This window comes from Aerococcus viridans (genome assembly GCF_001543285.1).
Classification (GTDB): domain Bacteria; phylum Bacillota; class Bacilli; order Lactobacillales; family Aerococcaceae; genus Aerococcus; species Aerococcus viridans.
In genome coordinates this window covers 1725924-1740643 of sequence record NZ_CP014164.1, presented here as the reverse complement: position 1 = coordinate 1740643, position 14720 = coordinate 1725924, and the positions used below count along the sequence as shown (strand labels likewise).

At 40.2% G+C, this 14720-nt stretch carries 15 protein-coding genes; 14 read left to right on the top strand and 1 reads right to left on the bottom strand.

Annotation, left to right across the window (positions count from 1 at the left end; translation table 11 throughout):
• The first annotated feature begins 10 nt into the window (after window positions 1–10).
• The 14 genes from AWM76_RS08225 to AWM76_RS08160 all read left to right on the top strand — a co-directional run bounded on the left by AWM76_RS08225 (window position 11) and on the right by AWM76_RS08160 (window position 13523).
• Window positions 11–223, top strand: coding sequence for a hypothetical protein (locus AWM76_RS08225; protein ID WP_003143078.1), 213 nt, complete (start codon window positions 11–13; stop codon window positions 221–223).
• A gap of 418 nt (window positions 224–641) precedes the next feature.
• Entirely contained in the window at window positions 642–1907 is a 1266-nt protein-coding gene (gene tyrS, locus AWM76_RS08220; RefSeq protein WP_003143076.1) for a tyrosine--tRNA ligase, read from the top strand.
• 186 nt (window positions 1908–2093) lie between these two features.
• Window positions 2094–2615, top strand: coding sequence for a C40 family peptidase (locus tag AWM76_RS08215; protein WP_003143074.1), 522 nt, complete (start codon window positions 2094–2096; stop codon window positions 2613–2615).
• Window positions 2616–2829: 214 nt separating this feature from the next.
• Window positions 2830–4848 carry a methionine--tRNA ligase gene (gene metG / locus AWM76_RS08210; RefSeq protein ID WP_003143073.1) on the top strand — a complete coding sequence of 673 codons (2019 nt, stop codon included), beginning with the start codon at window positions 2830–2832 and terminating at the stop codon, window positions 4846–4848.
• Window positions 4849–4910: 62 nt separating this feature from the next.
• Entirely contained in the window at window positions 4911–5708 is a 798-nt protein-coding gene (locus tag AWM76_RS08205; RefSeq protein ID WP_003143072.1) for a TatD family hydrolase, read from the top strand.
• Window positions 5709–6338 carry a ribonuclease M5 gene (gene rnmV, locus AWM76_RS08200; protein ID WP_003143070.1) on the top strand — a complete coding sequence of 210 codons (630 nt, stop codon included), beginning with the start codon at window positions 5709–5711 and terminating at the stop codon, window positions 6336–6338. It begins immediately after the preceding gene.
• A gap of 9 nt (window positions 6339–6347) precedes the next feature.
• The gene (gene rsmA / locus AWM76_RS08195; protein WP_039935888.1) at window positions 6348–7244 is read left to right on the top strand and encodes a 16S rRNA (adenine(1518)-N(6)/adenine(1519)-N(6))-dimethyltransferase RsmA; all 897 of its coding nucleotides are present in this window, start codon (window positions 6348–6350) and stop codon (window positions 7242–7244) included.
• Window positions 7245–7363: 119 nt separating this feature from the next.
• Entirely contained in the window at window positions 7364–7597 is a 234-nt protein-coding gene (locus AWM76_RS08190) for a Veg family protein (protein ID WP_003143068.1), read from the top strand.
• 164 nt (window positions 7598–7761) lie between these two features.
• Window positions 7762–8643 (top strand): 4-(cytidine 5'-diphospho)-2-C-methyl-D-erythritol kinase, encoded by an 882-nt coding sequence (gene ispE / locus AWM76_RS08185; protein WP_003143065.1) that lies wholly within the window; start codon window positions 7762–7764, stop codon window positions 8641–8643.
• A gap of 150 nt (window positions 8644–8793) precedes the next feature.
• On the top strand, window positions 8794–9813 hold the full coding sequence (locus AWM76_RS08180) for a metal ABC transporter solute-binding protein, Zn/Mn family (RefSeq protein ID WP_039935887.1): 1020 nt from the start codon (window positions 8794–8796) through the stop codon (window positions 9811–9813).
• Between the two features lie 31 nt (window positions 9814–9844).
• Window positions 9845–10540: a metal ABC transporter ATP-binding protein gene (locus AWM76_RS08175; RefSeq protein ID WP_003143062.1), complete on the top strand. Its 696-nt coding sequence runs from the start codon at window positions 9845–9847 to the stop codon at window positions 10538–10540.
• A complete protein-coding gene (locus AWM76_RS08170; protein WP_003143060.1) occupies window positions 10498–11298 on the top strand; it encodes a metal ABC transporter permease in 801 nt (266 codons plus the stop codon). The genes AWM76_RS08175 and AWM76_RS08170 overlap by 43 nt, the downstream gene beginning before the upstream one ends.
• 160 nt (window positions 11299–11458) lie before the next feature.
• Entirely contained in the window at window positions 11459–12280 is an 822-nt protein-coding gene (gene purR, locus AWM76_RS08165) for a pur operon repressor (RefSeq protein WP_003143058.1), read from the top strand.
• 199 nt (window positions 12281–12479) lie between these two features.
• Entirely contained in the window at window positions 12480–13523 is a 1044-nt protein-coding gene (locus tag AWM76_RS08160) for an acyltransferase (RefSeq protein ID WP_003143057.1), read from the top strand.
• Window positions 13524–13566: 43 nt separating this feature from the next.
• On the opposite strand, the gene AWM76_RS08155 is transcribed toward AWM76_RS08160, so the two are convergent.
• On the bottom strand, window positions 13567–14682 hold the full coding sequence (locus AWM76_RS08155) for a glycosyltransferase family 4 protein (RefSeq protein WP_039935886.1): 1116 nt from the start codon (window positions 14680–14682) through the stop codon (window positions 13567–13569).
• Window positions 14683–14720 lie beyond the last annotated feature (38 nt).

Here is a 14720-nt window from a genome sequence, read left to right as displayed (position 1 = left end):
GGCACAACATATGACGGCATTAAACAAGGAGACTAGAACCGGAATGGAAAATGACTTGAAATGGACCGAGGCGATCATTGATCAAGCCATCGAAACGGCAACAGACTACGCAACAATCGCCATACTAAAAAAAGTGAAAGCTGAAATCGCTGAAACCGACAAACGTCTATTCCAAGCCCAAGGCAATTTAGACGGCCTAGCATGGAACCACGAAGAATGGTAATTGGATAGAAGAGAAAGCATATCAGTATCAATCGAATAGTAGAAAAAGACATCAAAACTGCTTGACTTATCCAATGACTTTGATAAAATTCAGTGAGAAGCGAAAGCTTCACACGCAAATAATCTTGTGCAAGGAATGCACTATGGCACCAAGTCAATTGGTGGAGTAGCAATAAATCTGGCAATTAGCGAACTAGTGGTGGGTGAAAACTAGTCAAGGATTGATAGTGAATTACACATAGCAGTACAAATTCCGCCGGCTAGTGCCCGATAACGCACAAAGAGAGGTTGTAAACTAAATGTTTATAACAATTTGGGTGGTAACACGGTAATTAATCGTCCCTGTCTAGGTTTTTCCAATTGGAAGAGCTTAGACAGGGGCTTTTTTATTTTTATAAAAGGAAAAAGGAGCGAAAAACATGAACATTATTGAAGAATTAGAATGGCGCGGTGCCATCAACCAACAAACTGATGAAGACGGCCTAAAAGCCTACATCAAAGACAACAAAATCAGCTTATACTGCGGTGTTGACCCAACTGGTGACTCACTACATATCGGTCACTTAATTCCATTTATGGTCCTTAAACGATTCCAATTAGCAGGACACCGTCCAGTTATCTTAATTGGGGGAGCGACAGGTTCAATCGGTGACCCTTCAGGTAAATCGGAAGAACGCAACCTACAATCTATGGAGCAGGTAGAAGAAAACGCTCGCAAATTAGCTAGCCAAATGGAAAACTTATTCCTGAAAGAAAAAGACGCCGACTTCCGTATGGTCAACAACTACGACTGGACTAAAAACCTGACTTTACTTGATTTCTTACGTAATATTGGGAAACGTTTCAACGTGAATACCATGATCAAAAAAGATATCGTGGCTTCACGATTAGAAACAGGCATCTCATTTACAGAATTCTCATACCAAATCCTTCAATCAATGGACTTCTTACACCTATTTGAAAACGAGGACGTTCGTCTTCAAATCGGTGGGGCCGACCAATGGGGCAACATCACATCAGGTTTAGAATTAATTCGTAAAGAAGCTGGAGCCGACGCAGAAGCCTTTGGATTAACTATTCCATTAATGTTGAAATCGGATGGCACTAAATTCGGTAAAACTGCCGGTGGTGCGATTTGGCTAGACCCAGAAAAAACGTCACCATACGAATTCTACCAATTCTGGTTAAACCAAAACGATGCAGACGTCGTGAAATACTTGAAATACTTTACCTTCTTAAATAAAGAAGAAATCGATGCCCTAGAAGAAAAAGTAGCTACTCAACCAGAAAAACGTGAAGCACAACGTCGGCTAGCAGAAGAAATGACTACTTTTGTTCACGGTCAAACAGGCTTACAAGATGCCCAAACCATCACAGAAGCCTTATTCTCAGGCAATATCCAAGACCTATCAGCCAAACAAATTGAACAAGGTTTCGGTAACATGCCAGGGTCAACAATGCCCAAAGAAGGCAACAATTTAGCCGTTTGGTTAGTAGACGCAGGCGTCGAAGGATCACGTCGTCAATCACGCGAAGACATCAACAACGGCGCCATCTACATCAATGGTCAACGCCTACAAGACGTCGACTACGAAATCTCAGCAGCAGATGCCATCGAAGGCAAATACATCGTCGTTCGTCGCGGTAAGAAAAAATACTTCTTAATTACCATCGAAGGCGCGTAAATATTAATATAGAAAAGATGAAAGACTTGGACCCCGGTTCAGGTCTTTTTTTGACGCATTTTGCCCCCAATCCGTATACGTGAAAACACCCAGAAAATGCTTGGTAAAACTTGTGTAAAGCCCATAGCAACAGGGGTATCAACCTGATATGATAACCCTGTTATAACCAATAAAGGAGTGATCAATATGTTTAGAAAAAGAAGTTTCTTATACTTGCTGGCCGCCTTATACACAGTGGCTGCACTCGCCTTTCCCGCACAAGCCATTCATGCCAAGGGAAAGGGCACAATAGCATCAATACCAGCTAGCGACCAAAATGCACACCTACCATTCAAGACCGCAACAACTAAACGGCAAGCCATCCTGACCACAGCCAATGATTTGATTGGCATTCCTTATGTTTGGGGTGGCAATGATTTATCTGGGTTTGATTGCTCCGGTTTTATAGAATATATTTTTAAGTCAAACGGCTTATATATGCCACGTACAACCAATCAACAGCAATATTTTGGACAACCTGTAGATTTGAACAATGTTCAACCTGGCGACCTATATTTTTTTGAAGAAGACAACCAAGTTTACCATGTCGCCTTAGCCCTTGAGGATGGCTATTATTTACACGCGCCAAGTCCGGGAAAGGCTGTTTCATACGGTCATGTTGGCCGCTTCGCCCCACAGTTTGCTAACCGGGTGATTAATGACCTGTAAGCAATTAGTCTAGTAAGTAGATAATTAGATAAGTAGATATACTAGTGTATCAGCTAAGGGCAGATTTGCCATTTTTCAAATTGAATCATTAGCACATTATCAATTATTCTTGACACGAGTGATCGTAAATGTCGTCGGACCCCATTAAAATACTGGTAAATTATGATATACTATTACGGAAAGAGAATAGACAAATATTAGGGGGCACTCATTCGTGGCTGAAAATAAGGAAACATTTTATATTACAACACCGATCTATTATCCAAGTGGTAAATTACATATCGGAAATACATATACAACAGTAGCATCTGATACACTTGCGCGTTACAAACGTGCGAACGATTTTGATGTGATGTTTTTAACTGGTGCCGACGAGCACGGACAAAAAATCCAACAAAAAGCTGAAGAACAAGGCATTTCACCGCAAGAATACGTTGATGGTATGGCGGCTGGTATGCAAGAACTTTGGAAGACAATGAAGATTTCAAACGATATTTTCATGCGTACTTCAAGCCAACAACATATTGAAGCCATTCAATACATCTTCGATCGCTTATTAGAACAAGGTGATATATACCTAGGTGAATATGAAGGTTGGTACTCAGTTTCTGATGAAGAGTTCTTCACTGAAACCCAATTAGAAGAAGTTTACAAAGATGAAAATGGTAAAGTAATCGGTGGTAAAGCGCCATCTGGTCACGACGTAGAATTAGTAAAAGAAGAATCTTACTTCTTCAAGATGAGTAAATACGCTGATCGTTTACTACAATACTACGAAGAGAACCCAACATTCATCCAACCTGAAACCCGTAAAAATGAAATGATCAACAACTTCATTAAACCAGGTCTAGAAGACTTGGCCGTTTCACGTACATCATTCAACTGGGGGGTGCCGGTTAAATCTAACCCTAAACACGTAGTTTACGTTTGGATTGACGCTTTAGCCAACTACATTACAGCTTTAGGCTATCCAAATGCGGATGCTGAAAACTTTGACAAATATTGGCCAGCAAATATTCATTTTGTAGGTAAAGAAATCGTTCGTTTCCATACGATTTATTGGCCAATTATGTTGATGGCATTAGACTTGCCATTACCAAAACAAATCTTTGGCCACGGTTGGTTATTGATGCAAGATGGTAAAATGTCTAAATCTAAAGGGAACGTTGTTTACCCAGAAATGCTAGTTGAACGTTACGGTCTAGATGCCTTACGTTACTACTTGATGCGCGAAGTGAAATTTGGTCATGACGGGATCTTTACCCCTGACAACTTCATCAACCGTATTAACTATGACTTAGCGAATGACTTAGGAAACTTATTGAATCGTACTGTTTCAATGGTGAACAAGTACTTAGGTGGTCAAGTAGGTGCTTACCCAGGTCAAATTACTGACTTTGATGCACCATTAGAAGACCTCATCACAACAGAAGTAGCGGCATACCGACAATCAATGGATGCCCTACAATTCAGTGTAGCCTTAGATCATGTTTGGGAAATCATCTCTCGTACTAATAAATACATTGATGAAACAGCACCTTGGATCTTAGCTAAAGATGAAGCAGAAGCAGGTAAATTGCAGTCAGTGATGTACCACTTGGTGGACTCATTACGTGTGATTGCCATCCTAATCCAACCAGTGATGGTGGAAACGCCAGCTAAGATCTTTGAACAATTAGGTTTAGATTTCGACGCTGACGCAGGCTTTGAAAATGCCAAAGTTGGTTTATACCCAGAAACAGCGAAAGTAGTTGAAAAAGGGCAACCAATCTTCCCACGTCTAGACCACGATGAAGAAGTAGCTTATATCCAAGCGCAAATGGCGGCCAATAAATCAGCTAGCGACGAGGAAGAAGACGAAAGCTTCAACCCTGAAGAAACGGAATTGGTATCCGTTAAAGATAGCCAAATCAAATATGATGTATTCGATAAGGTTGAAATCAAGGTTGCTGAAGTGATTGATGCTGACTTCGTTGAAGGGGCAGACAAATTATTGAAATTCAGATTGGATGCAGGGGACAAGGGTCACCGTCAAATCCTATCTGGTATTCGTGAATTCTATCCAGATCCAAGTGTTTTAATCGGGAAAAAAGTTTGCATCATCGCCAACTTGAAACCGCGTAAGATGAAGGGTGAAGTTTCTCAAGGAATGATCCTTTCCGCAGAACACGAGGGTAAACTACAAGTAGTATTTGCACCTGAAGATGCTGCAAATGGTAGTGAAATAGCTTAATGATAACGCGAAGAAGGGGCTGGTTGTCACAGTCCCTTTTTCTAAGTTAAGAAAGGAAAAATATGTTATTTGATACGCACACACATTTAAATGTAGATGATTTTAATGACGACCGCGATGAAACCATCACTCGGGCTAGACATGCTAGGGTAAAAGGCTTTGCCTTAGTAGGTTTTAACTACAATACCATTAACCGAGCCCAAGAAATGGTCGAGGAAAATGGGGACATGGTTGGCATTTACGGCTGGCATCCAACTGAAGCGGTGGATTACAATGGCGAAGCTGAAAAATACCTATTATCTACTTTAGAAGATGACCGGGTAGTGGCGGTTGGGGAAACGGGCTTGGATTATTACTGGGATACTAGTCCCCGTGACGTACAAGAAAAAGCTTTCCGACGTCAACTAGCGATTGCCCGCGAATTACATTTGCCTATTGTCATCCATAACCGGGAGGCGACGGCTGATTGCTACCGCATTTTAAAAGAAGAAAAAGTGGGCGATTTCGGTGGCATTATGCATTCCTTTGGTGAAACACCTGAATGGGCCGAGAAATTCCTAGATTTAGGCATGCACGTCTCTTTTTCCGGTGTATCGACCTTCAAAAAGACGGTAGAGGTGCGGGAAGCTGCGAAATTGGTGCCTGATGATAAGATTTTGATTGAGACAGATTCGCCGTATTTAGCGCCGGTACCAAAACGGGGCAAACGTAATGAATCAGCCTTTGTAGCCTACGTGGCAGAGACCTTGGCAACGACACGCGAAAGTTCAATTGCAGATTTTGAAGCGCAAACCTTCCAAAATGCTTTGGATTTATTCGCACTGGATTTTGATGGCCAACAATTGGTCAAAAGAAAGTAGATGCGTGATATGACAGCTGAAGACAAACAGGGAGAGATGGCGAAAGCTGAAAATCCATCTGCAAAACAAAAGAAACAAATTAAACAAGTGATTGTAGTTGAGGGCAAGTCAGATACCCAACGGTTAAACCGGCTCTACCAAGTCACAACGATTGAAACTAACGGGTCAGCGATTGATGAACGGACCTTACTTGAAATCAAGAAAGCTCATGAACTCCATGGGGTGATTGTCTTTACAGATCCAGATATCTCAGGCACTAAGATTCGTCAAGCGGTTGTGGACGCTGTACCTGGTGTTCAACATGCCTTTATTGAACGAGATGAAGCGAAACCAAGTCATAAGGGGAGTTTAGGGGTTGAGCATGCCTCTGATTCAGCGATTGAAAAAGCGCTGGTCAATGTTTACCAGTTGGCTGATCCAGCAGGAAACGCGGTTGAACCTATCGCACAAAAAGACTTGATTGCCTTAAGGTTGATTGGGACGCCGGATGCCAAAGACAGAAGAGCATACTTATCAAGCCAGCTACACTTGGGTTATGTCAACGGCAAACAGCTTGCGAAACGGTTAGCCCTTTTCCAGATATCATTAGACCAAGTGGCAGCAGTGCTTGAAAATTACCAAAAGAAATAGGTGAAAATTATGAATGAACCATTTAAATATATCGCAACGCCTTCAAGAACGGGTGCCATCCTAAAGAAATTCAATTTAGATGCGAAAAAGTCCTTGGGGCAAAACTTCCTGACTGAACCGCAAATCCTACAACATATGGTGGACGTAGCAGGGGTGGACAAGGATACCAACGCCATTGAAATCGGACCGGGGATTGGGGCTTTAACGGAGTTTTTAGCCATCAATGCCAAGGAAGTATTGGCTTTTGAAATTGACCAACGCTTGTTGCCAGTTTTAGCCGATACCCTAAGTGATTACGACAACGTAACAATCAAGCACCAAGATATCTTGGAAGCGGACTTGAATGCGACAATGGCGGCCTTCCCACCTGCTGAGCGGACGGTTGTAGTGGCTAACTTGCCTTATTATATTACAACGCCAATCATCTTCAACTTACTTGAAGCCAGCTTCCACTTCGACCAATTCATCTTGATGATGCAAAAAGAGGTAGCAGAGCGATTGACAGCAGCCCCAGGGACAAAGGCTTATGGGTCATTATCAGTAGCTATTCAATACTACTGTGACGCGGAAATCGCCTTTACTGTACCGCGGACTGTTTTTAACCCACAACCTAACGTAGATTCGGCTATCTTGGCCTTAAACAAGCTGGATAAACCAAGAATTACTGTTGAAAACGAAGCATTTTTCTTCCATTTAGTACGGTCAAGCTTCAAACAACGACGTAAGACCATTTGGAATAACTTACGGGCTGCCTTTGGAAAAGAAGAAGCCGTCGTTGAAAAAATGGTAAAAGCCCTTGAAATTGCAGGAGTTGACCAAAAACAACGGGCGGAAACGCTAACGATTGCAGATTTTGGACACTTGGCAGACGCACTATATAAAGAAGACTTAACCTTCCAAGATTAAGATTATCTGGCTAAAATTCTCACCTATTTCTACCATTATTATTGTTGACAATAAAAGACAAAAATGGTATTTAAATATCTTGCATTTTATGGTATACTTTATAGCAGAGAGGTGAGGGCATGCCAAATAATATTGCAACGATTAAAGCGGAACTTGAAGGAAAAATTGGTGAACGCGTCCATCTAACACAACAGATTGGTCGTAAACGCGTGATGAAACGCCAAGGGGTGCTAAGTGACACTTTCCCTGCTGTTTTCGTGGTTGAACTAGACCAAGAAGAAAACAAATTTGAACGCATCTGCTATAGCTATTCTGATGTGTTAACTGAATCAGTCGAAATCGAATTCGAATAAGCGATTGAAATGATATATATATTATATACGACATTGAAAACCGTCAGTATCTAGCTTCATCTGTGAAGTGCTTGATATTGTGGTTTTTTTCTTTTTAATGCGTAATATTTTTGGTAAACTTATTAGTAATTATACGGAAAAAATATTGGACGGGAGGTTTGCTTATGATCGAGGGAGAAGTAGCACCGGCAAAGATCAACCTTGCTCAAGATATATTATTTCGTCGCTCAGACAATTACCATGAAGTAGCCATGGTGATGGCGTCAATCGATTTGTCAGATTACTTAACTTTTGAGTTAATCCCAGAAGACAAGATTATCGTGGAGACAAGTCGCGCCTTTTTGCCAGAAGATAACCGCAACCATGCCTACCAAGCGGCCCAACTCATGAAAAAAGTGGGCAATATCAAGACGGGTGTTCATATCTCGATTGAAAAGCGGATTCCTGTCGCAGCAGGCTTGGGTGGTGGATCAACAGACGCAGCAGCAGTATTTCGTAAACTCAATACCCTATGGGATATCAACTTGCCCTTGAAAGAATTGCAGGCGTTGGCTAATCAGGTTGGGTCTGATGTGGCTTATTCGATTGCGGGCGGCACGGCTTTGGTAGAAGGTCGAGGGGAAAAAATCCGCCAAATTAAACCAGCTCCTAAATGTTGGATAATTCTTGCTAAACCAGCTATCTCGGTTTCAACACGGAAAATTTTCAACCAACTAGATGTTGAACGATTAAACTATGAACCCAATGCGCCAAAAGTACTGGCAGCCCTAGAGTCAGAGTCTTATGAAGACCTGATGGCAGCAATTGGGAATTCCTTGGAACCAGTCACTTTTAGCCAGCACCCTAAATTGGCCAAGTTGAAACAGCAAATGCTCGATTTTGGTGCAGACGGGGTCACGATGTCTGGGTCTGGGCCGACAATTATTGGCTTTACCCAGGTTTACAGCCGTGGCCAACGGATTTATAATGCCTTACGCGGCTTTTGCCAAGAAGTTTATATGGTACGTGTGATGCCTGAAATTAATGAAGCATTCAAAGATAAATAAATTTTAGGGGAAGGGTCGAGCTAAAACTCGACCTTTTTTACTTGCTAGCTTTTTGTAAGTATGATATATTAGCTTTTGTCAAATCGTATCGGTTACGATTTAATGAAGAAGTATTCATATATATATAGTAATTTTTATAAGGAGAATAGTGTGAATAAATTTAAACGATTTTTTTGGTTGCTAGCTTTATCAGCCATCGCCTTTTTGGCAGCATGTGGCAATGGGGCGTCGACAGCAAGTGATGATAGTAGCTTACAGATTGTAACAACTTTTTACCCTATGCAGGCCTTAACCAACGCTGTGGTTGGAGATAGTGCTGAGGTAACGGTTATGATGGAGAATGCGGATACCCATGAATATGAGCCGAGTGCGCAAGATATTGCGACTTTAAATGAAGCAGATGTCTTTGTTTATAACAGTGAAGACATGGAAACCTTCGTAGCAACTTTATTAGAATCGATTGATAACCCAGATTTAGTCATTATTGAAGCAGCTTCAGAAGTTGAATTGATCGATGGTGATGTGGAAACAGTCGGAGAAACGACTTCTGAAGAAGAGACTGAAGAACATTCTGAAGAAGAACATACAGATGAGGACACTGATGCTGAAACAGAGGAAGACCACGACCACGAGGGCCACAGTCACGAAACGGACCCACATACTTGGTTAGACCCTGTCAATGCGGTCACTGAAGCACAGACAATTGCCAATGCATTAACGGAAGCAGATCCTGATAACGCTGAAACATACCAAGAAAACGCGGGACAATTTGCTAGCGATATGATGGCTGTCCATGAAGAATATGCGCGTATTTTTGAAGCTGCAGAAACAGAAACCTTCTTAACGCAACATGCGGCCTTTGGTTATTTAGCCAATCGATATGGTTTACATCAAGTAGCAGTTACAGGGGTAACTGAGTCAGCTGAACCATCGCCTAAACGCATTGCGGACATCGTTTCTTATATGACAGAAAACAATATCTCAGTGATTTACGGTCAAGCTGGTGGTGCTACTGAAATTGCCAAAACAATTGCCTCAGAAGTGGGCGGTACAGTAGGTGAATTGCAGTCAATGGAGAGTGTTGATACTAGCCAATATCCAGCAGATGGCACCGGTTTTATTGCAATCATGAAAGATAATTTAGAGAGTTTAGCAGAAGGTGTCCAATGAGATATTTAAATATAGAAGAAGGAGGGATACAATGCACTACATAGAGGTGAAAAAATTAGGCTTTTCCTGGGACAACGAACCCGTATTAAACGACATTTCCTTTACCGTAGACCAGGGTGAATTTGTCATCCTCACCGGGGAAAATGGCGCAGCCAAATCAACTTTATTACGCAATATACTTGGCCTTTTATCACCTGATCAAGGGTCCGCTACAATTTCTAAAACCAATGCTTTTGGTCAAAAATTACAAATTGGCTATGTACCGCAAACTTTGAACAGCTTTAATGCTGGTTTTCCAAGTACAGTCTATGAATTTGTGGCTTCTGGTCGTTTCCAACAAGATCGTTGGTTTAAAAAACTAGATGACAACGATAAATCACATGTCGAAAGGGCCTTAAAATCAGTCGGTATGGAAGAACAACGCAATAAAAAAATAGGGGACCTTTCTGGTGGACAGAAACAACGAGTAGGTTTAGCACGCGTCTTTGCGACCAATCCAGATTTATTTATTTTAGATGAGCCGACAACAGGGATGGACAAGAATTCCCGCGCGGCCTTTTATGACCTTTTACGTCATAACACAGAAAAACATGGGAAAGCTATTTTGATGGTAACTCATGACGACAATATTATAGATGAATACTATGACAAACGTGTGCATTTAGTAAGAAAGGAGAATTCGCCGTGGAGATGTTTCAGTATGAGTTCATGGGACGGGCATTCATAGCCGCAACCACCATTTCATTTATTTCCCCAATCCTAGGTCTCCTATTAATCATGCGTAAGCAATCATTAATGGCGGATACCTTAGCCCACATCTCATTAGCCGGAGTGGCTTTCGGGTATTTATTAGGGGTCGAGCCAACTATTACAACCATTTTGTTCGTGGCGACAGCAGCCTTAATCTTAGAATACTTGCGGGTCGTTTACGCCAACTATTCAGATATATCGGTTGCCATGATGATGTCTGGTGGGATGGCCTTAGCCTTACTATTATTGAACCAAGTAGATTCAGCGGCCTCTATTAACGCCTACCTATTTGGTTCCATCGTGACCGTTTCGTCATTACAAGTCTATATCTTGATTGGACTAGCGGTATTTATTGTAGCTGGCTACTTAATTTTTAAACGGCCCTTATACCTCGTTTCATTTGACGAAAACACCGCCTATACGGCAGGTTTGCCAGTTCGAATGATCTCAGTCATTTTTTCAATTATTACTGGAATGGCCATTGCCTTAATCATGCCAATTGCAGGATCACTACTAGTATCAGCAATCATCGTTATGCCAGCAGCCATTGCGTTACGACTAGTGAAAAACTTTGATTCAGTCATTATCGTCGGTGTGATCATCGCCATGTTTGGGATGTTTGCTGGGCTGACAACGTCTTACTATTTAGACACACCACCAGGTGCAACAATTGTTGCCATCTTCGTTTTAATATTCATTATCGAAAGTGGTTTTCTTAAAATCACTAAAGGCTAATTACGAATGTTTAGTAAATGAGCTGGTTCTTTCGAGAATTAGCTCATTTTTTTGCTATTTACAAAAAATAAACGAACATTATCATAAATTTTCCTTTCAAATTGACTAGATTCAATATATAATAAATATCAATATAAAAGAATTTGAAAGGTTGGACTATATGAAAATCAAACGTAGCCCGCGACTAGTGGACATGACACAATATTTATTATCACACCCACACAAGTTGGTGTCGTTAACGTTTTTTGTGTCACGTTACGAATCAGCGAAATCATCCATTTCTGAAGATTTGACGATTTTAAAAGAACAATTTGAATTAAGTGGATTTGGAAGAATCGAAACTGTAGCTGGAGCTGCTGGTGGTGTCATCTATATTCCAACAATGTCAAAAGAAGACGCGATTGTTGAAGTGGAAAATCTGATTTACCAATTAGAAGCTTCAGATGACCGGATTCTACCAGGTGGATACTTCTACCTAACTGACTTATTAAGTGACCCAGATCAGTTACGCAAAATAGGTAAAATCATTGCAAGCTATTATGCAGAATCAAAAGCAACAGCCATCATGACTATTGCGACAAAAGGTGTGCCAATCGCACAAATGGTTGCACTATACCTGAACATACCATTCGTTATTGTGCGTCGTGACTCAAAGGTAACCGAAGGCTCAACGGTTTCTATTAACTACGCTACAAAAGGGACAACCCGAGTAGAAAAAATGGAACTAACAAAATCTTCACTACCACAAGGCTCACACGTATTAGTCATCGATGACTTCCTAAACGGTGGGGGAACCATCACAGGGATGAACTCAATGTTGAAAGAATTTAACTCAACGTGTGCTGGGATAGCCGTATTGTGTGAATCTGACACACCGGACCGTGAAATCGACTTTGAATACGAGTCACTGATTAAAGTGCAAAAAGACCCTTCATTCGCTAAAGGATTCGAATTAACACTTGGTACAATGTTTAAAGATTAATGGAAATTGCAAGAGACCTGTAAACCATTGTAAAAACATGGCTTAAAGGTCTTTTTTCGTGCCTATTTTTATAGGAACTAAAAATCCAAGTACCATTGCATTTTATGAAATGTATGTAATATTCTATGTTTTAGCTATTCAAAGTGATAGACTATTTTATTATGAGAACCAATATTTCAATAGGGAAAGGTAAGTGGAGATGAAAGAACGACAACAGAACTTTGAATTGCTTCGAATTATTGCGATGTTTATGATTGTAGTTTCGCATGTGATCACCCACTACATCATGAAGGTAGAGTTAGAAGTAACTGGCTTGAATAACTTCTTACTAACCTTACTTCGTGCCATCATATATGTATGTGTAAATGTCTATATTATTATCTCAAGCTATTTTTCAATTAATGCTAAACAACTAAAAATTAAAAAAATTATCCATGTAGCCATGCTACCAGGTTTTGTTTCAGCCATTTTAATCACCATACTAATGGTGTTTGGCGCTATCGATTTTAATATTTGGCGGATTTTAGGTAAGTTATTTGCCACATTTAGGGGAGAGTACTGGTTTATATCGAATTACTTTGCCTTGTACCTATTCATTCCTTTCTTAAATAAAATTGTTCATATGATTAGTAAGAAAGAGTATCAACATTTCTTATTCTTATCGACTTTGGTGGGGGTTGTATGGCCATTTTTTGTCAACAACCAGGAAATTATATCAATTAACTCAGGTTTTTCATTAATTTTCTTCGTGTATTTATATTTTGTAGGCGCCTATATCCGCCTACATGGCGCATTTATTAAAGACTTCACCCGTAATCAATATCTACTAGGGTATCTAACATTAGCCTTGATTACTGGCTTTTTGCAATATATCTTACCCGAAGTAGACTTTTTAAACTACAACGGGCCCTTTGAATTTATCATGTCCTACTGCATCTTTATGTATATTCGACAAATCAAAGTGAAGTCAGTAAGGATCAATACCATAGCAGCCTATACTTTGGGTGTTTACTTGGTTCATGAGCAATCTGAGGTACGTGAATTTATTTGGAATCTACCAATTATTCATCAGATTATACAGTGGTCACCAATTACATTTATACCGGCTATTATCTTTGTGGCAGTTATGGTATTCTCAGTATCATGGATTATCGGCTATACGCTAACTAACTTATATAATAAAGTTGAGCAGTTTGTGTTTTATGTATTAGAAACTAGAGTGGGCAATCCGACAATTGAATAAATAAAGAAAAATGTGCGTTGGCTATCAACCAACGCACATTTTTTTAGTTTTGTAATATTCTATTATAGATATCGATGTAGTCTTGATGAATATCATCCCATTGGAATTTTTTGGATTCTTTTAATGCATTTTTAGAAATTTCTGGATAGTACTTTTTGATGTAGTCGACAGCATCTTTAAAGGCAGCGATATCAAATCGATCTACCGAAACACCAACTCTTTTATTGGGGAAGAAACCATCAAACCCTTCGCCTTTTGTGTAAATTACTGGTAAAGCTTGGCTCATCGCTTCAACATAAACCAATCCAAAGGTTTCTGGAGAAGACAGTAGGGCAAAGATATCTGCCGTTCGGTAAAAAGCAATTAATTGATTTTTATCCATTGGCCCGTGGTAATTCACATATGGTTTTTCAATTAATTCGTCAAAAATACCCTGGTCCCAATTAGGGCCAATGATGTGTAACTCAGCTGGCGCTACATCCTGGTTATAGGTAGCGACATAGTCTGCTAAAGTAAGTAGGTTTTTAGCCTTTTGAACTTTTGCGGTCGCAACAATTTTTAATGGCTCGTTTAAAGTCCCTTGGCGATTTTCAAAGGCATGTTCATGCCAGAACTGATCGATACCGTTTGGCAAGACCAAAGTTTTTGCTAGTAATTCTTTTTTGAGCTTTTTGGGAATATATTTTTCAAAGGTATTCTCAAAATTATTTTGTGAGATAAAAACAATCTGACTAGCATGTTTCAAGATATTTAAGCCAATAGGTCTTAGCCAAATTGCTTTTCTAAAGAAATCAGCAACTTCATTACTTCTCACGGCTACTACATAGGGGGTACCATATTCTTTATGAATTTGGTAGGCCATATAGCCGTTGGTAAATAGGGAATGGGCGTGAATTAAGTCGTATTCGCCCGTTTTATAGCGGCTTTTTAAATCTTGATAGATTTTGTTTTGCTTATAGAAGTAGAAAAATCGCTCGATTTGGTTGAAGACACGGACAGTTTGAGCATATGACGCTTTAGAAGCAATCCGTTCTTCAGGAAATTGATTTGAGATAGGGACGTATACATCAATATCATGTCCGTCAGCTACTTGACGATCAAATAGTTGCTGAAACAAGGGTGAAGTTGAATAGTAAGAACAAGTATGTAAGATTTTCATGGGTAATACTCCTCAATTTATGCTATATCTAGTATACC